Consider the following 20,676-nt stretch of genomic DNA (forward strand, 5'->3'; position numbering starts at 1 on the left):
ATGCTCAAGCAAGCACTGGCACAAAACGGTTTGATCGCGATCCTGCGCGGTGTGCGCCCGGACGAAGCCCTGGCGGTCGGCCAGGTGCTGTACGACGCCGGTTTTCGCGTGATCGAAGTCCCGCTCAACTCGCCCGATCCTTACACCAGCATCCGCACCCTGCGCGACAGCCTGCCCGCCGATTGCCTGATCGGCGCCGGTACGGTGTTGACGCCTGCGCAGGTCGAGCAGGTGAAAGCTGCCGGTGGTCAAGTGATCGTCATGCCCCACAGCGATGCCAAGGTCCTGCGCGCCGCTAAAGCCGCTGGCCTGTACCTGTCGCCGGGGGTGGCCACGCCCACCGAAGCGTTCGCCGCGCTGGACGAAGGCGCCGACGTGTTGAAGCTGTTCCCGGCCGAGCAAATGGGCCCTTCTGTGATCAAGGCGTGGCTGGCGGTATTGCCGGCAGGCACGTTGCTGCTGCCGGTGGGCGGCATTACCCCGGACAACATGCAGGTGTTTATCGACGCCGGCGCCAAGGGGTTCGGGCTGGGTTCCGGGTTGTTCAAACCGGGTATGACAGTGGGTCAGGTAGCGAGCCGCGCCCAGGCTTATGTCGCCGCCTGGAAAGCCCTGAGCTGAGATCAAGTTCCGCGCCCCTGGCGCTGCATCTATAAGAGAGATAACAGATGAAAATCACCAAACTGACGACCTTTATCGTCCCGCCGCGCTGGTGCTTCCTCAAGGTCGAGACCGACCAGGGCGTGACCGGCTGGGGTGAGCCTGTAGTCGAAGGCCGCGCTCACACCGTGGCTGCGGCGGTCGAGGAACTGTCCGACTACCTGATCGGCAAGGACCCACGCAATATCGAAGATATCTGGACCGTGCTCTACCGCGGCGGCTTCTACCGTGGCGGCGCCGTGCACATGAGCGCCCTCGCCGGTATCGACCAGGCGCTGTGGGACATCAAGGGCAAGGCCCTGGGCGTATCGGTCAGCGACCTGTTGGGTGGCCAGGTACGCGACAAGATTCGCGTGTACTCGTGGATCGGTGGCGACCGCCCGGCCGACACTGCCCGCGCCGCCAAAGAGGCTGTAGCCCGTGGCTTTACCGCGGTGAAAATGAACGGCACCGAAGAGTTGCAGTTCGTCGACAGCTTCGAAAAAGTCGACCTGGCCCTGGCCAACGTCGCGGCCGTGCGCGATGCGGTCGGCCCTAACGTCGGCATCGGCGTCGACTTCCATGGCCGTGTGCACAAGCCCATGGCCAAGGTGCTGATGAAAGAACTCGACCCGTACAAACTGATGTTTATCGAAGAGCCGGTGCTCAGCGAAAACTACGAAGCCCTCAAGGAACTGGCGCCCCTGACCAGCACCCCGATTGCCCTGGGCGAGCGCCTGTTCTCGCGCTGGGACTTCAAGCGCGTGCTCAGCGAAGGCTACGTCGACATCATCCAGCCGGACGCTTCCCACGCGGGCGGTATCACCGAAACCCGCAAGATCGCCAACATGGCCGAAGCCTACGACGTGGCCCTGGCCCTGCACTGCCCGCTGGGCCCGATTGCCTTGGCGGCGTGCCTGCAACTGGATGCGGTTTGCTACAACGCGTTTATCCAGGAGCAAAGCCTGGGCATTCACTACAACGAGAGCAACGACCTGCTCGACTACGTGCGCGACCCGGGCGTGTTCGACTATGACCAGGGCTTTGTGAAGATCCCCAACGGGCCGGGCCTGGGGATCGAGATCAACGAGGAATACGTGATCGAACGCGCAGCCATCGGCCACCGCTGGCGCAACCCGATCTGGCGCCACGCCGACGGCAGCTTTGCCGAGTGGTGATGTCTGCCTGAAAGAACACGGTCAAACATGTGGGAGGGGGCTTGCCTCCTCCCACATGTTGATCCGGTTTCTGCAGAAGTCCCATCCTCAACAAACATAAGAATAGGCACCTACCATGCAACCTGAATCCTTGAGCGGGCAGGCTTCTTTAGTCACGCCTACCCGAAAGCGCTACTTCATCATGGTGCTGCTGTTTATCACCGTGGTGATCAACTACCTCGACCGCAGCAACCTGTCGATTGCCGCTCCAGCGCTGACCAGTGAGCTGGGCATCGACCCGGTACATGTCGGGCTGATTTTCTCCGCGTTCGGCTGGACGTACGCCGCCATGCAGATCCCCGGCGGCTGGCTGGTGGACCGGGTGCCGCCGCGTATCCTCTACACCGCCGCCCTGTTGCTGTGGTCCATCGCCACCGTGATGCTCGGTTTTGCCGCCAGCTTCATCGCGCTGTTTGTGCTGCGCATGGCGGTGGGTGCCCTGGAAGCACCGGCTTACCCCATCAACAGTCGCGTGGTCACCAGCTGGTTCCCCGAGCGTGAGCGCGCCACGGCCATTGGCTTCTACACCTCCGGGCAGTTTGTCGGGCTGGCGTTCCTGACGCCGGTCCTGGCCTGGTTGCAGCACCATTACGGCTGGCACATGGTATTTGTCGTGACCGGTGGCGTGGGCATTCTGTGGGCGGCGATCTGGTATGCCCTGTATCGCGAGCCTCGGGACTTCAAAGGCGTCAACGCCGCTGAAATCGAGTTGATCCGCGAAGGCGGCGGGCTGGTGGACTTGAGCGCCCAAGCGAGCAAGAGCAAGGCGCCCTTCAGTTGGGTCGACCTGGGCATTGTCCTGAGCAAGCGCAAGTTGTGGGGTATCTACCTGGGGCAGTTCTGCCTGAACTCCACGTTGTGGTTCTTCCTGACCTGGTTCCCGACCTACCTGGTGAAATACCGCGGCATGGACTTCATCAAGTCCGGCATGCTCGCGTCACTGCCCTTCCTCGCGGCTTTCGTCGGCGTGTTGTGTTCGGGGTTGTTTTCCGACTGGCTGATCCGCCGTGGCGCTTCGGTGGGGTTTGCCCGCAAGTTGCCGATCATCAGCGGCCTGTTGATCTCGACGGCGATCATCGGCGCCAACTTCGTCGAATCGACACCGTTGGTCATCGCTTTCCTGGCCTTGGCGTTCTTCGGTAATGGCCTGGCCTCGATCACCTGGTCGCTGGTCTCGACCCTTGCCCCGGCACGTCTGCTGGGACTGACCGGCGGGGTGTTCAACTTCATCGGCAACCTGGCGGCGATTGCCACGCCGATCGTCATCGGTTTCCTGGCCAGCGGCGATTCGTTTGCCCCGGCGATCACTTACATCGCCGTGCTGGCGCTGTTGGGCGCACTCTCCTATGTGCTGCTGGTGGGCAAGGTCGAGCGGATCGAGCTGTAAACAGTGGGCGGCCTGCGGGCCGCCCGTTGGCCGGGCTCAGGGCACCGACATTTCGTTACGGAACACATTCAACGGATCCCAGCGTTGCTTGGTTCGGCGCAGGCGGTTCTCGATGATCGTGTTGGGGAAGAAAATTCCATACCACAGAGGGTTCCTGGGGTTCGCGGGATTGCCACCGAGGTGGGTCATGTCCAGGTCGGGGTAGTTGATGTAGCAGCCCTCGAACTCCGGGTCATTGGGAACGCCGTTGGTGAATGCAGCGTAATAGAGGCCGCGGATCCAGTCGGCATGGGCGCGGTCGATGGCGTCATCGTCGGCGTGCCAGTAACACTGCGGTTGCCATTTGAGGTACGAGGAGCGTTGCGCGGCTGACGTCTGGGCCAGGATCGGGCCGTCCATCTGGTTGATGCGCCCGCCAAATGACTGGATCTGGATCAGGCTTTGGGTCAGGTATTGCTGATCGTCCGGCAAGTTCAGCGTCGTCCAGATCGCATCCAGCACGCGCTGTGTAAATCCGCCTTTCTGATACGCCGATTTATACCGGCCGCGCTGATTGTCGCCGGAGCCGTTGAGTGATTGGGTGGCGTACAACCAGTCCAGGCGCCTGGCGCTTTTGTGGGCGCTCCGCAGTGAATCGATCCGGCGACCCTTTTGCCGACCACGTGGCTGATGCACGACGTGGAACGGCAGGAGCGACTCTGTCGCACTGACGCCCACCGCGGCCTGCATGCTGCTGACAAAGTCGTTGAAAGGCGCCAGGTCATCGAGCTTCCCGTCCTTGTCGACGTAGTGGATGCCCAGGGTCACGTTGCCAGTGTTCAGATGACGCATTTCCAGTTTGGTGGCCAGGCCCCAGGTTGCCGGGTCGGCCTGATGGTCCACGAACCAGTTTTGATAGGCGTGCAGCAAACGTTCGAGGGCGGTGCGTGTGAGGTCTGACCAGTCCCATTCCAATGGCAGCCAGAGCACTTCCTCCGGGGCTGGCGGCAGCGTCTTGAAATAGTAACTGGTGATGATGCCGAACTGCCCGCCACCGGCGCCGCAACAGGCGGCGAACAGGTCCAGCTCATCGGTGTCGAGGCTGTTACGGGACACATGGACAGGTTCAAGACCTGAGCCGGAAGCATTGGCGACCAGCAGGTCGACGCCGTCCAGCCAGTCGCAGACCAGCCCGTATTTACGCGACAGCAGCCCATAGCCACCACCGCAGATATGCCCGCCCAGTCCCACCGAATAGCAGGATCCACTGGGCAGCGCCTTACCTGCCAATTTGTACAGCGCGACGCTGGTATCCCAGTTCTGGCAGCCGGGCTCCAGCCGGAATGCATAGCGATGGGGCGACGCGGGTACCAGCACGGAGCCGATTTGCCCGTTGGGGTCGTAGGCCAATTGGTTCATCTGGCCGATGTCCAGGATCGACAACACCTCGCCTGGCGCATCCGGCATCTTGTTAGAGACGAATCCTTCATAGCAATGCCCGCCGCTGCGCACCGTGATGCGGCCGTTGGGCATAGCCAGGGCCTGGGCGGCTGCGTCGAGGATGTCTTGTGGGTTGCGGCAGAGGTAGATGAGGTTGGCGCCGTTGGGTGAAGACTCGCCCTGGACGTTACCCAATGGCCAGCGCAGGTTGAAACCCTTTTGCAACGTGGAATGACGACGGTCCGAGGGGGTGATGAGATCAAATGCCATGATGGACTCCTGGGAGACGATAATGACTTCTGATGCAGCTAACTTAACGACCGGCAACGCAAGAAGGCGTGACTTGCAGAGGTGGTTAGACGGCAATAGGCACGAAGTGTGTTGAGGGAGTGTGTTCCCCCTCAAGCCTAGCCTATATGGAAAAAGCCCGGATCAGTTCAGCACGCCGTCCAGAATTTCATAGACGATACCGGTACCCACCGCGATCAACACCACATCCGGCCCCGAACGGCGCCACTCATAACCCGGGTAAACCGGCAGGCGCGCCAGCGCACGGTTGTCCAGGCGCTCGCCGTAGTAGCCGCGCGGCAGGGGTTGGCCGCGCACCAGGCGCACATTCGGCGGCGGCGGTGCGCCACGGGAGAACTGGCCGTGGTTGTCGTGAATGATCTGGCGTACCGGGCCGAAGTCCTGGGGCGGGCCTCCGCGACGGTTGTCCTGCGGGCCGCGATGGTCGTCGCCACGTTGCTCGTGCTGACCTTGCGGGCCGCCACGGTCGTCACCCCGCTGGTCAGGCGGCGCGGCTTGCACCAGGGCGCTGGCGCCAAGCACCAGCACACCAAGACCTGCAATCACGGATTTAGGCATTTTCATCGGGTATTCCTCAGGGCACGCATACAAAAAAGGGATCTCGAACGCGGTTCGAAATCCCTTGGTCTTGCTGTTTAGGCCGTGATTGCGCGCGTTGATTCCTCTGTATCAGGAACTTTACCTCTCGCTACATGGCGCTTACTTACGGGCGTTGCGCACACCTTCCGACAGCGCCGCGCACAGGCTCAATACGCCATCGATTGCTTGTTGATCGTTACTGGCATTGGCGATGTGATCGATCAGGGCCGAGCCCACCACCACACCATCGGCCAGGCGCGCGATGGCGGCCGCCTGTTCCGGTGTGCGGATACCAAAACCGATGCTGATCGGCAGGTCGGTATGCCGACGCAGGCGGGTCACGGCTTCCTCGACGTGTTCCAGGGTCGCAGCGCCAGCACCGGTCACACCGGCCACGGATACGTAGTACACGAACCCGGAACTGCCGTTGAGCACGGTCGGCAGGCGCACGTCATCGGTGGTCGGCGTGGTCAGGCGGATAAAGTCGATACCTGCGGCCTGGGCCGGGTCGCACAGCTCGCCGTTATGTTCTGGCGGCATGTCGACCACGATCAGGCCGTCGACGCCGGCCTCTTTGGCGTCAGCGATGAACTTAGGCACACCGTATTTGTGGATCGGGTTGAAGTAGCCCATCAACACCAGCGGGGTGTCGTTGTTGTCCTTGCGGAACTCACGCACCATCTGCAGGGTTTTCAGCAGGTTCTGTTTGGCTTCCAGCGCGCGGATGTTGGCCAGTTGGATGGCCGGGCCGTCGGCCATCGGGTCGGTGAAGGGCATGCCCAACTCGATCACATCGGCGCCCGCAGCGGGCAAGCCCTTGAGGATCGCGAGCGAGGTGTCATAACCCGGGTCGCCGGCCGTGACGAAGGTCACCAGGGCGGCGCGGTTTTGTTCCTTGAGTTGCGCAAAGCGGGTTTGCAGGCGGCTCATTTAGTGTTTCTCCTGCTGAGACTGTTCCATGTGGTGCATCACGGTCTGCATGTCTTTATCGCCACGGCCGGACAGGTTGACCACCATCAGGTGATCCTTCGGCAGGGTCGGTGCGCGCTTGAACACTTCGGCCAGGGCGTGGGCGCTTTCCAGGGCAGGAATGATCCCTTCCAGGCGGCAGCATTTGTGGAACGCGTCCAAGGCTTCATCGTCAGTCACCGAGGTGTACTGGACACGGCCGATATCGTGCAACCAGGCGTGTTCCGGGCCGATGCCTGGGTAGTCGAGGCCGGCGGAAATCGAGTGGGCGTCGATGATCTGGCCGTCTTCATCCTGAAGCAGGAAGGTACGGTTGCCGTGCAGCACGCCCGGTACGCCGCCGTTGAGGCTGGCGGCGTGCTTGCCGGTCTCGATGCCGTGGCCGGCCGCTTCAACGCCGATGATCTCGACGCTGGTGTCGTCCAGGAACGGGTGGAACAGGCCCATGGCGTTGGAGCCACCGCCGATGCATGCCACCAGGCTGTCCGGCAGGCGGCCTTCCTGGGCTTGCAGCTGGGTGCGGGTTTCCTTGCCGATCACGGCCTGGAAGTCGCGCACCATCGCCGGGTACGGGTGCGGGCCGGCCACGGTGCCGATCAGGTAGAAGGTGTCGTCGACGTTAGTCACCCAGTCGCGCAGGGCTTCGTTCATGGCGTCCTTGAGGGTGCCGGTGCCGGCGACCACCGGGATCACTTCAGCGCCCAAAAGCTTCATGCGGAACACGTTGGCCTGTTGGCGCTCGATGTCGGTGGTGCCCATGTAGATCACGCACTGCAGGCCGAAACGCGCGGCCACGGTGGCCGTGGCTACGCCGTGCATACCGGCGCCGGTCTCGGCGATGATGCGTTTCTTGCCCATGCGCCGCGCCAGCAGGATCTGGCCGATGCAGTTGTTGATCTTGTGCGCGCCGGTGTGGTTCAGCTCTTCGCGCTTGAGGTAGATCTTGGCGCCGCCGCAGAACTCGGTCAGGCGCTCGGCGAAATACAGCGGGCTGGGGCGGCCGACGTAGTCGCGCTGGAAGTAGGCCAATTCTTCGTTGAACGCCGGATCGATCTTGGCCGCTTCGTATTCGCGGGCCAGGTCGAGGATCAACGGCATCAGGGTTTCGGCGACGTAGCGGCCGCCAAACGCGCCAAACAGGCCGTTGGCGTCAGGGCCGTTGCGCAGATCGGTCTGGGACTGAGTCATGGGACGCTCCAGGTAGGAATTCTGTATGGGAAGCAATGACGGCCACTCTACCCCTCACATCCGGCGCTGAAAACCGATAAGATCGCTGCAACCTGTCAGGAAAACTCACAGATGAGCCGCGACCTCCCGCCCCTCAATGCCCTGCGCGCATTTGAAGCCACTGCCCGCCTCAACAGCGTCAGCCAGGCTGCCGAGCAATTGCACGTGACACACGGTGCGGTCAGCCGCCAGTTGAAAGTGCTGGAGGAGCATTTGGGTGTCAGCCTGTTCATCAAGGACGGGCGCGGCCTTAAACTCACAGATGCAGGTGTGCGGTTGCGAGATGCCAGCGCCGAGGCGTTCGAGCGCTTGCGGGACGTGTGCGCCGAACTCACCCAGGCCAGCGCCGACGCACCTTTCGTGCTCGGCTGCTCAGGCAGTCTTCTGGCGCGTTGGTTGATCCCGCGCCTGGGGCGCTTGAATGCCGACCTGCCGGACCTGCGCCTGCACCTGTCGGCGGGCGACGGCGACCTCGACCCTCGACGCCCCGGTCTCGATGCCCTGCTGGTCTTCGCCGAACCGCCGTGGCCGGCGGATATGCAGGTATATGAACTGGCGAGCGAGCGTATCGGCCCGGTGATGAGCCCGCGTTTTGCTGGCTACGAGCGCCTGCGCCAGGCGCCGCCGCACGCCTTGTGTGGCGAAGCTTTATTGCACACCACGTCCCGTCCGCAAGCCTGGCCCAGTTGGGCGCAACAGCACGGCATAGAGCCCGGCGCGCTGAAACACGGCCAGGGTTTTGAGCATTTGTATTATTTGCTGGAAGCGGCGGTTGCGGGGTTGGGCGTGGCGATTGCGCCAGAACCGCTGGTAGCAGAGGACCTGCGCGCGGGTCGCCTGGTGGCGCCGTGGGGTTTCAGTGAAACCCCGGCGCACCTGGCGTTGTGGCTACCCAAGCGTGCCGCAGACGGGCGTGCGGGTCAGTTGGCGCACTGGCTCAAGGCTGAGCTGGCGCGCCAGCCGGTGTAGCCGGTCAATCAGTCACCGCGTTTGCACAGCAGGTAAGCTGCCAGCAGGCCCAGTGCGCCAACGGCGACGCCGGCGGTGGTCCATGGGTGCTCTTGTGCGTAGTCTCGGGTAGCAACACCGGTTTCGCGGATTTTGACTTTGCTTTCTTCGTAGGCATCGCTGATCAGGTGACGGGAGTGCTTGAGGGCATTCTCGGCATTGCTTTTCAGGGCCTTCAGGGTTTTGCGCGACTCATCCGACGCATCGTCCTTGAGGCTCTCAAGGGACTTGAGCAGGCTCGAAATCTCGGCTTCCATGCTTTCCAGCGACGCTTTGCGTAAAGAAGTGTTGGCCATGTGAATTCTCCTGAAGTGATTGAGTGGCGTGTGTAGATACCGACTCCAGCGTTTTCAGAAAGTGCAGTAAATCTGAACTTTCGGGTAGGAACGGTCGCCAGAAGCAGTATGAACAATGACTGCTAGGCTTTATTGACGACCCTCAGGAGAAACACCATGTCTGATCATCACACCTACAAGAAAGTCGAATTGGTAGGTTCTTCCACCACCAGCATCGAAGACGCAATCAACAATGCCCTGGCCGAAGCCAACAAGAGCATCAAGCACTTGGAGTGGTTTGAGGTGACGGAGACCCGTGGTCATATCAAGGACGGCAAGGTCGCCCACTACCAGGTCACGCTCAAGGTGGGGTTTCGAATTGCCAGTAGTTGATCGCACTGGTTGAACTTGCCGGCTGGCCGATTGCCATAACCTGCGCTACAAACAATGGGTGCCGATGCCTGCAGCGTCGGCACGCTCGTTTCAATCAGCGCAAGGAAAGTGACGGATGAAGAAGTTCCTGTTAGCGGTAGGTTTGTTGAGCATTGCGGGCACGGCCCTGGCGGCGGGCAAGCCTTGTGAAGAGCTGAAAAGTGAAATTGCAGCGAAAATCGACGCCAAGGGCGCTTCGGGTTATTCGCTGGAAGTCGTGGATAAAGGCGCCTCGACTGACGCTAAAGTGGTTGGCACCTGTGAGGGTGGTACCAAGGAAATCGTCTACAAGCGCGGTTAATCCCGTGTGGCAGGCTTGAAGCCGACGCACCTGTGGTGAGGGAGCAAGCTCCCTCACCACAGGTGCGTCGGTTTTTTTTCGCCTGGGGGTTTAGCCCTTCATCAGCTGTGCCAGCAGCTCGTAGGAATGAATCCGATCGGCGTGCTCGTACAGGTCGCAGGTGAAGATCAATTCGTCGGCGCCGGTCTGTTCGATCAGCACTTCCAGCTTGGCGCGGATCTTAGCCGGGCTGCCCACCATTGCCAGTCCGAGGAAACTGCCGACTGCATCTTTTTCATGGGGCAGCCACAGGCCGTCCATGGTTTTCACCGGTGGGCGCTGCACCAGGCTTTGCCCACGCATCAAGGCAAGGATGCGCTGGTACACCGAGGTGGCCAGGTAGTCGGCCTGTTCATCGGTGTCGGCGGCAACCAAGGGAATGCCGAGCATCACGTAAGGCTTGTCCAGCACGGCCGAGGGCTTGAAGTGGTTGCGGTACACGCGAATCGCCTCGTGCATCAAACGCGGTGCGAAATGGGAGGCGAAGGCGTAGGGCAAACCGCGTTCGCCCGCCAGTTGCGCGCTGAACAGGCTGGAACCCAGCAACCATACCGGTACGTTGGTGCCGGTGCCGGGCACCGCAATCACCCGTTGGTCCGGTGTGCGTGGGCCGAGGTAGGCCATCAGCTCGGCCACGTCTTCCGGGAAGTCATCCGCGCTGCCGGAGCGTTCACGGCGCAGGGCGCGAGCGGTCATCTGGTCGGAGCCGGGTGCGCGGCCCAGGCCCAGGTCGATACGGCCGGGGTAGAGACTTTCCAGGGTGCCGAACTGCTCGGCGATCACCAGCGGTGCATGGTTGGGCAGCATCACGCCGCCGGAGCCGACACGAATCGTCGAGGTACCGCCGGCCAGGTAACCCAGCAATACCGAGGTGGCCGAGCTGGCGATGCCATCCATATTGTGGTGTTCCGCCACCCAGAAACGGTTGTAGCCGAACTTTTCCACATGCTGGGCCAAATCCAGGGAATTGCGCAGCGACTGCGCCGGGCTGCCGTTGGCGCGCACCGGCACCAGGTCGAGGGTCGAGAACTTTACGTCGGACAGCGATTTCATAAGCCTGCTTCTCCAATGGGGGCGCAGGCTTCTTAGACGAACCAGAACCTGCCGCTTCAATGTGCATATCCTATGCAATGAGGGCATATACCCGAGATTCAATAGGGAAGGTTAAATTTCCTACTTAATCGCTAGGTTTCTCTTACAAGTGAACTTTGCCGGCGCGTCTATCCTCAGAACCTTACCGACGCAAAACCACCGTTCGAGGAGAAAGCTATGAGTATCGTTAAAAAGGCATCCGCGCATTGGGAAGGTGATCTGAAGACTGGCCTGGGCTCCATTTCCACCGAAACCGGCGTGCTGCGCGAAGCGCCCTACGGCTTCAAGGCCCGTTTCGAAGGCGGCAAGGGTACCAATCCTGAAGAACTGATTGGCGCGGCCCACGCCGGCTGTTTCTCCATGGCCTTTTCCATGATTCTTGGCGACGCCGGGCTCAAGGCTGACAGCATCGACACCCAGGCCGAAGTGACCCTGGACCAGGTCGATGGCGGCTTCGCGATCACCGCCGTGCACTTGGTGCTCAAGGCCAAGATTCCAGGTGCCAGCCAGGCGCAGTTCGATGAATTGAGCAAGAAAGCCAAGGAAGGGTGCCCGGTGTCCAAGGTACTGAATGCGAAGATCAGCCTGGATGCCACGCTGGTCAGCTGATATTGCAGGCCCACTGTGGGAGGGGGCCAGCCTCCTCCCACATTTTGTTCTGCGTTAAATCAGAACTCGTGTTTCCCGAATGTGGTCCTATAGCCTATGCAGCCTTAGGCGCACACCCGTGCGCATGCATTCAGGGAGCTTCACACATGAAACGTTTTGCTTTGGCGATCATTTGCGGTGTGTTGGCCACATCGGCTGTGGCCGCACCAAAAGACTGCGAAGAGCTCAGGAAAGAGATTGAGGTCAAGATCCAGGCGAACGCGGTTCCGTCCTACACCTTGGAAATTGTCAGCAAGGAAGAGGCTGACAAGCACGACGTCGCCATGGTTGTCGGCAGCTGTGAGAACGGTACCAAAGCCATCATCTATCAGAAGAACAACGATTGATCAGAGACAGTTGACGCTGCGCTCTTCCGCCAGCAATTGGCGAGCGGCGTTATACAGCCGGATATTCGGCGTGAAGGCCAATGAGCGCCCTTCCAGGCGATAGCGTTGGCCAGCCTCGAAATGGTCGTACTGCAGCGTGATGAAACAGGTGCGGTCGGCCGTTTGCCCAAAGCCATTGAGGCTGCCGCCGGTCGGCACCTCGAAATCGAAGCGCACCATCAACTCGTGACTGCCCGGGGGCACCTGGAAGTAGCGTCCGTCCGGCAGGTTCTTACCATCCAGGCGTTGCGCCATCACCAGCTTGGCACCCGGCGTTGGCGTAGCGAAATCGACCCAGGCCTGATGCGGGTCGACCGGCGGCAGGGGGGTCGAAGCGCAGGCGCTGAGCAACAGGGCGACGATGGGAAGCAGGAGCTGGCGCATGGCAGGTACTCAACGCAAGGAGAGGTTTGAGTATAAACACGCCACGCCATGGAAAAATCCCCTTCAGGCGCGATAGTCTGGCGAACACATCACCCAGGAGCGGTCGGGGCATGGTCAGGCGTTTTCTTCCAGGGTTGATAGTCGTGCTGCTCAGTGGCTGTTCCAGCGTCAGTTACTACAGCCAATTGGCGGGCGGCCAGTGGCAGCTGTTGCGAGCCCGTGAACCGGTTGCCGAGGTCATCGCTGATCCGTCGCGGCCGCAGGGGCTGCGTGATCATCTGGCTCAAGCACAGAAAGCCCGAACCTTCGCCAGCGAACACCTGCATTTGCCGGACAACCAAAGTTACCGGTTGTATGCGGATATTGGTCGACCCTATGTGGTCTGGAATGTCTTCGCCACGCAGGAGTTTTCCTTGGCTCCTCAAACCCATTGCTTCCCCATTGCCGGTTGCGTGGCCTATCGCGGCTATTACCGCCAGGGCGCGGCGCGAGGTGAGGCGGCGTTGTTGCGCCAGCAAGGCATGGACGTATCGATGGGTGGCGTCGAAGCCTATTCCACCCTGGGTTGGTTCAACGACCCGATCATGAATTCGATGATGAACTGGGGCGACGAACGCTTGGCCACACTGATCTTCCATGAGCTGGCGCACCAGCGGTTCTACGTGAAGGATGACACCGAATTCAACGAGTCGTTTGCCAGCTTCGTCGAGCAGGAAGGTACCCGCCAGTGGCGCGCGGCCCAGGGCCTGGCGCCGCTTGGCAATTCGACGCAGCAGCGGGACCAATTTACCCAACTGATCCTCGATACCCGTAAGCGCCTGGAAAAACTCTACGTGCAACCGCTGTCCGTCGAGGCGATGCGCCAGGCCAAGGCGGCCGAATTCGAGGCGTTGCGCCGTGAGTACCGGCAGATGCGCGATAGCCAATGGGGCGGGGACAAGCGTTATGACGCCTGGATGAACCTGCCGATGAACAATGCGCGGTTGTTGCCGTTCGGGCTGTATGACCGGTGGGTGCCGGCGTTTGCGGCGTTGTTCAGGCAGGAAGGCGGGGATTGGCGCAAGTTTTACGCCGCAGTGGAGAAGATGGGCGAGTTGCCGGTGGCGCAGCGCAAGGCTGCGTTGAGGCGGTTGGAAGGTCCTGATCTGTAGAGCCTCATCGGGGGCAAGCCGCTCCCAATGTGGGAGGAGGCTTGCTCCCGATGGCGGCCTCAGGGCCGTTGCAAAAACGCCTGATGCATCTGCGCCAACGTCTCGAAATGCCAGGTCGGCGCCTCGGCGTTCAACTCTTCGAAACTGCCAAACCCATAACCGACGGCCGCCGAATCCACACCATTGCTGCGCGCCCCGATCAGGTCGTGCTTACGATCACCGATCATCAAGGTAGTGGCCGGATCCAGGCCTTCTTCGCGGAGCACATGCGCAATCAACTCGACCTTGTTGGTGCGTGTCCCGTCCAGTTCGCTGCCGTAGATCACCTTGAAGTGCCTGGCAAAATCGAAATGCCGCGCGATCTCGCGGGCAAACACCCAGGGCTTGGACGTGGCGACGTACAACTGGCGGCCCTGCTTGCCCAGGTCTTCGAGCAGCGGCATCACGCCGTCGAATACGCGGTTTTCATACAGCCCGGTGACCTTGAAGCGCTCGCGGTAGAAATTCACCGCCTCCCAGGCCTTGGCCTCATCGAAGTCGTAGAACTGCATGAAGGCTTGCAGCAACGGCGGGCCGATGAAGTGTTCGAGCTGGGTCAGGTCGGGTTCGTCGATGCCCAGTTTGCCAAGGGCGTACTGGATCGAGCGGGTGATGCCCTCCCGTGGGTCGGTGAGGGTGCCATCCAGGTCGAACAGGACGGTTTGGTAAGGGAGGGTCATTGGTCGAATCCTTCAGCCAGGTGCAGGTCTTTGAGCTTCACGTAGTTGGCGGCGCTGTAGGTGAAAAAGGCGCGTTCCTTGTCAGTCAGCGGGCGGATTTGTTTAACCGGGCTGCCCACATACAAAAAACCACTGTCGAGTTTCTTGCCCGGTGGCACCAGGCTGCCGGCGCCGATGATGACGTCGTCTTCCACCACGGCGCCGTCCATCACGATGCTGCCCATGCCGATCAAAATCCGGTTGCCCACCGTGCAGCCATGCAGCATGACCTTGTGGGCGATGGTCACGTCATCGCCGATCAGCAGCGGGAAACCGTCAGGATTGAACGGTCCGGCATGGGTAATGTGCAGCACGCAGCCGTCCTGCACGCTGGTGCGCGCGCCGATACGGATGCGGTGCATGTCGCCGCGAATCACGGTCAGCGGCCAGACCGAGCTGTCGGTGCCGATTTCGACATCGCCGATCACCACCGCCGAAATATCGACAAAAGCCCCGGCGCCCAGGGTTGGCGTGTGATTCTGATAGGTGCGAAGGGTCACGATAGCCTCTCTCTTATGTGCTGATAGCTGCGGTGGGCGTTGATTGTAATTAAGATGGCCCCATCTTTGTTCTTACATGTTTCTTCAGCCAAGGTGCCAACCGTGAGCGCGAACAACCCTCTTCTGCAGTCCTACGACCTGCCGCCGTTCTCGGCGATCCGTGCCGAGCACGTGCAACCGGCCATCGAACAGATCCTCGCCGATAACCGTGTTGCCATCGAAGGCATCCTGCAAAGCCAGGGTAAAAATCCGACATGGGCCGGCCTGGTGCTGGCCATGGACGAATTGAATGATCGCCTGGGCGCCGCCTGGAGCCCGGTCAGCCACCTCAACGCCGTGTGCAACAGCGCCGAGCTGCGCGAAGCCTACGAGGCGTGCCTGCCGGCATTGAGCGCCTACTCCACCGAGATGGGCCAGAACCGCGCGCTGTTCCAGGCCTTCGAAGCCCTGGCCAACAGCCCGGAAGCCGCCGGTTTCGATGTGGCGCAAAAAACCATCCTCGAACATTCCTTGCGCGACTTCCGCCTCTCGGGTATCGATTTGCCGCCTGAGCAGCAAAAACGTTATGCCGAGGTGCAGAGCAAGCTTTCCGAGCTGGGCAGCAAATTCTCCAACCAACTGCTGGACGCCACCCAGGCGTGGACCAAGCACGTCACCGAGGAAGCCACCCTTGCCGGCCTGACCGATTCGGCCAAGGCGCAGATGGCTGCTGCCGCGCAGGCCAAAGGCCTCGACGGTTGGCTGATCACTCTGGAGTTTCCAAGCTACTACGCGGTCATGACCTACGCCCAGGACCGCGCCCTGCGCGAAGAAATCTACGCGGCCTACTGCACCCGTGCGTCAGACCAAGGCCCGAATGCCGGTCAGAACGATAACGGCCCGGTGATGGAACAGATCCTCGACCTGCGTCAGGAACTGGCCAAGCTTTTGGGTTACGCCTCGTTCTCCGAGCTGAGCCTGGCTACCAAGATGGCCGAGTCCAGCGACCAGGTGCTGAGCTTTCTGCGGGACCTGGCCAAGCGCAGCAAGCCGTTCGCTGCCCAGGACCTGCAACAGCTCAAGGCCTACGCCGCCGAACAAGGCTGCGCCGACCTGCAAAGCTGGGACAGCGGTTTCTACGGCGAAAAGCTGCGTGAGCAGCGCTATAGCGTGTCCCAGGAAGCCCTGCGCGCCTACTTCCCGATCGACAAGGTGCTGGGCGGCCTGTTCGCCATTGTGCAGCGTTTGTACGGCATCGAGATTGCCGAGCAAAAAGGCTTCGACACCTGGCACCCGGATGTTCGCCTGTTTGAAATCAAGGAAAACGGCCAGCACGTCGGGCGCTTCTTCTTCGACCTCTACGCCCGCGCCAACAAGCGTGGCGGTGCCTGGATGGACGGCGCGCGCGACCGTCGTCGCACCATCGACGGTGTGCTGCAAAGCCCGGTGGCGAATCTGGTGTGCAACTTCACCCCGGCCGACAGCGGCAAACCTGCCCTGCTGACCCACGATGAAGTGACCACCCTGTTCCACGAATTCGGCCATGGCCTGCATCACCTGCTGACCCGCGTAGAGCATGCCGGCGTGTCCGGTATCAATGGCGTGGCGTGGGATGCGGTGGAGTTGCCGAGCCAGTTCATGGAGAACTGGTGCTGGGAGCCGGAAGGCCTGGCGCTGATCTCCGGCCACTATGAAAGCGGCGAGCCACTGCCCCAGGACCTGCTGGAAAAAATGCTCGCGGCGAAGAACTTCCAGTCCGGCCTGATGATGGTGCGCCAGTTGGAGTTCTCGCTGTTCGACTTCGAGTTGCATGCCACCCATGGCGATGGCCGCAGCGTGGCGCAGGTGCTCGAAGGCGTGCGCGATGAGGTGTCGGTGATGCGTCCTCCGGCCTACAACCGCTTCCCCAACAGCTTTGCGCACATCTTCGCCGGCGGTTATGCCGCGGGCTACTACAGCTACAAATGGGCCGAAGTGCTGTCGGCGGATGCCTTCTCCAAATTCGAAGAAGACGGTGTGCTCAATGCCGAGACCGGCCGTGCCTTCCGCGAGGCGATCCTGGCGCGCGGCGGTTCCCAGGCACCGATGGTGCTGTTCGTCGACTTCCGCGGACGTGCCCCGTCGATTGACGCACTCTTGCGCCACAGCGGCCTGAGTGAGGACGCAGCAGCATGAGTGAAGGGCCTGTGATTACCAAAAAGCAATTTATCGCCGGGGCGGTCTGCCCGGCGTGCAGCGAGCCGGACAAGTTGAAGATGTGGACCGAGGACAGCGTGCCGCATCGTGAGTGCGTGGCCTGCGGGTATACCGATACGCTGAATGATCAAGGCCTGTCGGTGCCCAAGGAATTGGGCACGCGGGTCAATACATCGGCGTTGAAAGCGCCGGATCCGAAGGTGCAGGCGGTGCAGTTTTTCCCTAACCCGAAGCTGAAGAAAGACTGACTCGTCTACCCCCTGGGAGTGCGTCTCAGGGGGTAACCAGCAGTGCGGTTTTTTCCTCGGCGGGGTCGTGATCCTTGCTCGCCGGGTTCAGCCAGCTGTTCATTGAGCACAAGGCAAACGCGCTGGTGCTGCAATCGCCATTCGCCAAGGCTGTGCGCAACTTGTCGATATCGGCCCTCATCATGTAGCGAACGCCGTCCTTGAAGCCGTTACTGGTGCCGAAACCGCCCAGGGTCATCTCGTTCAGCGCATCCTCCTTGCTCCATCCCTGGATCACCACGCGATACATCGCCGCCATCAGGCCGGTGCGGTCAGAGCCGTGCTTGCAGTGCATCAGCACCGGGCCGTCAGCTTCCGCTTCCTTGATCGCCCTGAGTGCTGCCAGCACGTCAGAGTCATCCACATGGTTGGTGCGATAACTCAACTGAACCTGACGGATGCCTGGCGCCTTCAGCCAGTTGCTATCGGGCTCGGGCAGGAAGTTGATCACGGTGCCGATCTTGAGCTGTTCCAGCAACGGTGCTGCCTTGCTATCCGGCAATGCGCTGCGATAGAGCGTGGGCGTCATTTGATGCAGGTTGTAGCGGTCGCCCACTGGCTGGGCCCATTCTGGAGAACGCAGGGACGTAGTGTCATCGGCCCGCGCAAAAGCTGTGGTGAACAGTGCCATGAACGCCAGGCCCAGGGCCGGCAACCAATGATGCTTGTACATGGGCGACGTCACCCTATAGGGAGTGGTTAATAGCGCCCAGAGTCGGTCACGGCGGGTCAAGGAGGTGTGAGGTGTGCGTCAAAGAATCGTGAATCCTCAATCTTTAGTCGCTGAAGCGATTCTCTCGATGCTTAGGCTGCTATCATTTGTAACTATTGTTTGCGCGCTGCGCTCTATCTCCCTGGATCGCCTGGATCCAGTTCGCCGCCCGACAACGCCAAGCCACTCCCTAGAAGCGGCTGATAACCCGTGACCACATGATGAGGTGCCACCATGTCTGATCAAGATCGAGACAACCCCCGGCGTGACTTTCTACGCAAATCCTTGACCTTGATCCCGGTGGTCACGGTTGCCAGCACCGGCCTTGGCGGTTCGATGCTGATGGCGACGCCTGCGCCGGTCGAGGCTGCGCCAGCCAAGCCTGCGGCCAGCGAAAAAGCCTACGAGCCAAGCTATTTCACTGCCGAGGAATGGGCGTTTATCAACGCTGCCGTCGAGCGTCTGATCCCGGCCGATGCCCAAGGCCCCGGCGCCCTGGAAGCTGGCGCGCCGGAGTACATCGACCGGCAGATGAACACGCCTTACGCCAGCGGTGCTCTGTGGTTCATGCAAGGCCCGTTTAATGCCGATGCGCCGCCGGAGATGGGCTGGCAGAGCAAATTGGTGCCCAAGGATATCTATCGCCTGGGTATTGCCGCGACGGATGCCTGGTCGAAGGCGTTCAACGGCAAAGTTTTTGCTGCGCAAGACAGCGCTACCCGAGACGATATGTTGCGGCGCCTGGAGGCGGGCGGCAGTGAGGTCACGGCACATTTTGACGCGGTGCCGCCGAAGATGTTCTTCAACCTGCTGCTGCAAAACACCAAGGAAGGCTTCTTCTGCGACCCGATCCATGGTGGCAACAAAGGCATGGTCGGCTGGACCATGATCGGCTTCCCCGGCGCCCGCGCCGATTTCATGGACTGGGTGGAACGCAACGAGCAGTACCCCTTCCCGGCAGTATCCATCCGCGGCGAGAGGGCATAAACGTGGCGACCATCATGAAGAAAGTGGATGCGGTGATTGTCGGCTTCGGCTGGACCGGCGCGATCATGGCCAAGGAGCTGACGGAAGCCGGACTGAACGTGCTGGCGCTGGAGCGCGGCCCGATGCAGGACACTTACCCGGACGGCAACTATCCCCAGGTCATCGACGAACTGACCTACAGCGTGCGTAAAAAACTCTTCCAGGACATCTCCAAGGAGACGGTGACGATTCGCCATAGTGTGAATGACGTTGCCTTGCCTAACCGTCAGCTCGGCGCGTTTTTGCCGGGTAACGGCGTGGGCGGTGCGGGCTTGCACTGGTCGGGCGTGCATTTCCGTGTCGATCCGATTGAACTGCGCATGCGCAGCCATTACGAAGAGCGCTACGGCAAGCATTTCATTCCCAAGGACATGACCATCCAGGACTTCGGCGTGAGCTACGAAGAGCTGGAGCCGTTTTTCGACTATGCGGAAAAAGTCTTCGGCACCTCAGGCCAGGCCTGGACCGTGAAAGGCCAGGTGGTGGGCGAAGGGCGTGGCGGCAACCCCTATGCGCCGGACCGTTCCAACCCGTTTCCGTTGGAGGCGCAAAAGAACACAGTCTCCGCACAGCTGTTTCAGAAAGCCGCCGCCAGCGTCGGGTACAAGCCCTACAGCCTGCCCTCAGCCAATACCTCGGGGCCTTACACCAACCCCTACGGCGCGCAGATGGGCCCGTGCAACTTCTGCGGTTTTTGCAGCGGCTACGTGTGCTACATGTACTCCAAGGCCTCGCCGAACGTGAACATCCTGCCGGCGCTGCGCCAGGTGCCGAATTTCGAGCTGCGGCCCAACTCCCACGTGCTCAAGGTCAATCTGGACAGCACCAAGAGCAAGGCCACCGGCGTGACCTACATCGACGCCCAGGGCCGAGAGTGCGAACAACCGGCAGACCTGGTGATCCTCGGCGCGTTCCAGTTCCACAACGTGCGGCTGATGCTGCTGTCGGGCATCGGCAAGCCTTACGACCCGATAACCAATGAGGGTGTGGTGGGCAGGAACTTTGCCTACCAGAACATGGCCACCATCAAGGCGTTCTTCGACAAGGACACCCATACCAACAACTTTATCGGTGCCGGCGGCAATGGCGTGGCCATCGATGACTTCAACGCCGACAACTTCGATCACGGGCCCCATGGCTTTGTGGGCGGTTCGCCGATGTGGGTCAACCAGGCCGGCAGCCGGCCGATTGCCGGTACGTCCAACCCGCCCGGCACGCCGGCCTGGGGCAGTGCCTGGAAGCGCGCCACCGCCGATTACTACACCCACCAGGTGTCGATGGATGCACACGGTGCCCATCAATCCTACCGGGGTAACTACCTGGATCTGGACCCGGTCTACCGCGATGCCTATGGCCTGCCGTTGCTGCGCATGACGTTCGACTGGCAGGAAAACGACATCAAGATGAACCGCTTCATGGTCGAGAAAATGGGCAAGGTCGCCGAAGCGATGAACCCCAAGGCGATAGCCGTGCTGGGCAAAAAAGTCGGTGAGCACTTCAACACCGCGTCCTACCAGACCACCCACCTCAACGGTGGCGCGATCATGGGGACCGACCCGAAGACCAGTGCGCTGAACCGCTACTTGCAGTGCTGGGATGTGCACAACGTGTTTGTCCCCGGCGCATCCGCTTTCCCACAGGGCTTGGGCTACAACCCTACCGGCCTGGTGGCGGCATTGACCTACTGGTCGGCCCGGGCGATCCGCGAGCAGTACCTGAAAAACCCCGGCCCGCTGGTTCAGGCATAAGGAGCGAT

The 20,676-nt window shown here is 61.3% G+C and carries 23 protein-coding genes; 13 read left to right on the forward strand and 10 right to left on the reverse strand.

Translation table 11 applies throughout. The features are described from left to right. The 3 genes from J3D60_RS21505 (at position 1) to J3D60_RS21515 (ending at position 3,243) form a co-directional block, all read left to right on the forward strand. Positions 1-621, forward strand: coding sequence for a 2-dehydro-3-deoxy-6-phosphogalactonate aldolase (locus J3D60_RS21505; protein WP_253492703.1), 621 nt, complete (start codon positions 1-3; stop codon positions 619-621). 47 nt (positions 622-668) lie between these two features. Next, positions 669-1,817, forward strand: a complete 1,149-nt coding sequence (gene dgoD, locus J3D60_RS21510) for a galactonate dehydratase (protein ID WP_003170741.1) — start codon at positions 669-671, stop codon at positions 1,815-1,817. 115 nt (positions 1,818-1,932) lie between these two features. After that, on the forward strand, positions 1,933-3,243 hold the full coding sequence (locus J3D60_RS21515; protein WP_027608138.1) for an MFS transporter: 1,311 nt from the start codon (positions 1,933-1,935) through the stop codon (positions 3,241-3,243). A gap of 36 nt (positions 3,244-3,279) precedes the next feature. On the opposite strand, the gene J3D60_RS21520 is transcribed toward J3D60_RS21515, so the two are convergent. The 4 genes from J3D60_RS21520 to trpB all read right to left on the reverse strand — a co-directional run bounded on the left by J3D60_RS21520 (position 3,280) and on the right by trpB (position 7,707). Next, positions 3,280-4,932, reverse strand: coding sequence for a BBE domain-containing protein (locus tag J3D60_RS21520; RefSeq protein WP_253492705.1), 1,653 nt, complete (start codon positions 4,930-4,932; stop codon positions 3,280-3,282). Positions 4,933-5,094: 162 nt separating this feature from the next. Then, on the reverse strand, positions 5,095-5,535 hold the full coding sequence (locus J3D60_RS21525; RefSeq protein ID WP_027608136.1) for an anti-virulence regulator CigR family protein: 441 nt from the start codon (positions 5,533-5,535) through the stop codon (positions 5,095-5,097). Positions 5,536-5,670: 135 nt separating this feature from the next. Beyond that, positions 5,671-6,480 (reverse strand): tryptophan synthase subunit alpha, encoded by an 810-nt coding sequence (gene trpA / locus J3D60_RS21530; RefSeq protein WP_065926830.1) that lies wholly within the window; start codon positions 6,478-6,480, stop codon positions 5,671-5,673. Next, positions 6,481-7,707, reverse strand: a complete 1,227-nt coding sequence (gene trpB, locus J3D60_RS21535; protein ID WP_253492706.1) for a tryptophan synthase subunit beta — start codon at positions 7,705-7,707, stop codon at positions 6,481-6,483. 111 nt (positions 7,708-7,818) lie between these two features. On the opposite strand from trpB, the gene J3D60_RS21540 reads away from it, so the two are divergent. After that, positions 7,819-8,715, forward strand: coding sequence for a LysR family transcriptional regulator (locus tag J3D60_RS21540; protein WP_141156379.1), 897 nt, complete (start codon positions 7,819-7,821; stop codon positions 8,713-8,715). 8 nt (positions 8,716-8,723) lie between these two features. Here J3D60_RS21540 and J3D60_RS21545 read toward each other — a convergent pair whose 3' ends face one another. After that, a complete protein-coding gene (locus J3D60_RS21545) occupies positions 8,724-9,050 on the reverse strand; it encodes a YqjD family protein (RefSeq protein ID WP_003170746.1) in 327 nt (108 codons plus the stop codon). Between the two features lie 156 nt (positions 9,051-9,206). Between J3D60_RS21545 and J3D60_RS21550 the strand changes: the two genes are divergently transcribed. Continuing rightward, positions 9,207-9,422, forward strand: a complete 216-nt coding sequence (locus tag J3D60_RS21550) for a dodecin (protein WP_027608132.1) — start codon at positions 9,207-9,209, stop codon at positions 9,420-9,422. 115 nt (positions 9,423-9,537) lie between these two features. Further along, on the forward strand, positions 9,538-9,762 hold the full coding sequence (locus tag J3D60_RS21555) for a DUF1161 domain-containing protein (protein ID WP_005783407.1): 225 nt from the start codon (positions 9,538-9,540) through the stop codon (positions 9,760-9,762). 90 nt (positions 9,763-9,852) lie between these two features. Here the strand turns inward: J3D60_RS21555 and J3D60_RS21560 are convergent, their stop codons facing one another. Beyond that, positions 9,853-10,854: an LLM class flavin-dependent oxidoreductase gene (locus tag J3D60_RS21560; RefSeq protein WP_021491416.1), complete on the reverse strand. Its 1,002-nt coding sequence runs from the start codon at positions 10,852-10,854 to the stop codon at positions 9,853-9,855. A 216-nt stretch (positions 10,855-11,070) separates the two neighbouring features. Here J3D60_RS21560 and J3D60_RS21565 point away from each other — a divergent pair, with 216 nt between their 5' ends. Both J3D60_RS21565 and J3D60_RS21570 read left to right on the forward strand, forming a co-directional pair. Further along, a complete protein-coding gene (locus tag J3D60_RS21565) occupies positions 11,071-11,502 on the forward strand; it encodes an OsmC family protein (RefSeq protein ID WP_027608131.1) in 432 nt (143 codons plus the stop codon). Between the two features lie 146 nt (positions 11,503-11,648). Further along, complete coding sequence (locus J3D60_RS21570) at positions 11,649-11,888, forward strand: DUF1161 domain-containing protein (RefSeq protein ID WP_017734725.1); 240 nt, start codon at positions 11,649-11,651, stop codon at positions 11,886-11,888. On the opposite strand, the gene J3D60_RS21575 is transcribed toward J3D60_RS21570, so the two are convergent. Then, the gene (locus J3D60_RS21575; RefSeq protein ID WP_141156382.1) at positions 11,889-12,311 is read right to left on the reverse strand and encodes a hypothetical protein; all 423 of its coding nucleotides are present in this window, start codon (positions 12,309-12,311) and stop codon (positions 11,889-11,891) included. A 110-nt stretch (positions 12,312-12,421) separates the two neighbouring features. On the opposite strand from J3D60_RS21575, the gene J3D60_RS21580 reads away from it, so the two are divergent. Next, positions 12,422-13,462, forward strand: a complete 1,041-nt coding sequence (locus tag J3D60_RS21580) for an aminopeptidase (RefSeq protein WP_253492707.1) — start codon at positions 12,422-12,424, stop codon at positions 13,460-13,462. Between the two features lie 59 nt (positions 13,463-13,521). On the opposite strand, the gene J3D60_RS21585 is transcribed toward J3D60_RS21580, so the two are convergent. Both J3D60_RS21585 and J3D60_RS21590 read right to left on the reverse strand, forming a co-directional pair. Next, a complete protein-coding gene (locus J3D60_RS21585) occupies positions 13,522-14,181 on the reverse strand; it encodes an HAD family hydrolase (protein WP_253492708.1) in 660 nt (219 codons plus the stop codon). Beyond that, a complete protein-coding gene (locus J3D60_RS21590; RefSeq protein ID WP_027608127.1) occupies positions 14,178-14,720 on the reverse strand; it encodes a gamma carbonic anhydrase family protein in 543 nt (180 codons plus the stop codon). The genes J3D60_RS21585 and J3D60_RS21590 overlap by 4 nt, the downstream gene beginning before the upstream one ends. A gap of 54 nt (positions 14,721-14,774) precedes the next feature. On the opposite strand from J3D60_RS21590, the gene prlC reads away from it, so the two are divergent. Together prlC and J3D60_RS21600 are read left to right on the forward strand one after the other, a co-directional pair. Further along, positions 14,775-16,874 (forward strand): oligopeptidase A, encoded by a 2,100-nt coding sequence (gene prlC / locus J3D60_RS21595; protein ID WP_174556988.1) that lies wholly within the window; start codon positions 14,775-14,777, stop codon positions 16,872-16,874. Next, entirely contained in the window at positions 16,871-17,143 is a 273-nt protein-coding gene (locus tag J3D60_RS21600; RefSeq protein ID WP_027608125.1) for a YheV family putative zinc ribbon protein, read from the forward strand. Before prlC ends, J3D60_RS21600 begins: the two co-directional genes overlap by 4 nt. A 25-nt stretch (positions 17,144-17,168) precedes the next feature. Here the strand turns inward: J3D60_RS21600 and J3D60_RS21605 are convergent, their stop codons facing one another. Beyond that, positions 17,169-17,855: a tyrosine-protein phosphatase gene (locus J3D60_RS21605; RefSeq protein WP_253492709.1), complete on the reverse strand. Its 687-nt coding sequence runs from the start codon at positions 17,853-17,855 to the stop codon at positions 17,169-17,171. Positions 17,856-18,128: 273 nt separating this feature from the next. On the opposite strand from J3D60_RS21605, the gene J3D60_RS21610 reads away from it, so the two are divergent. Together J3D60_RS21610 and J3D60_RS21615 are read left to right on the forward strand one after the other, a co-directional pair. Further along, the gene (locus J3D60_RS21610; RefSeq protein ID WP_253492710.1) at positions 18,129-18,881 is read left to right on the forward strand and encodes a gluconate 2-dehydrogenase subunit 3 family protein; all 753 of its coding nucleotides are present in this window, start codon (positions 18,129-18,131) and stop codon (positions 18,879-18,881) included. Between the two features lie 2 nt (positions 18,882-18,883). Continuing rightward, positions 18,884-20,668 carry a GMC family oxidoreductase gene (locus J3D60_RS21615; RefSeq protein ID WP_253492711.1) on the forward strand — a complete coding sequence of 595 codons (1,785 nt, stop codon included), beginning with the start codon at positions 18,884-18,886 and terminating at the stop codon, positions 20,666-20,668. The last annotated feature ends 8 nt before the right edge of the window (positions 20,669-20,676 follow it).

Source organism: Pseudomonas sp. S3E17 (assembly GCF_024168685.1).
GTDB classification, from domain to species: Bacteria; Pseudomonadota; Gammaproteobacteria; order Pseudomonadales; family Pseudomonadaceae; genus Aquipseudomonas; species Aquipseudomonas marginalis.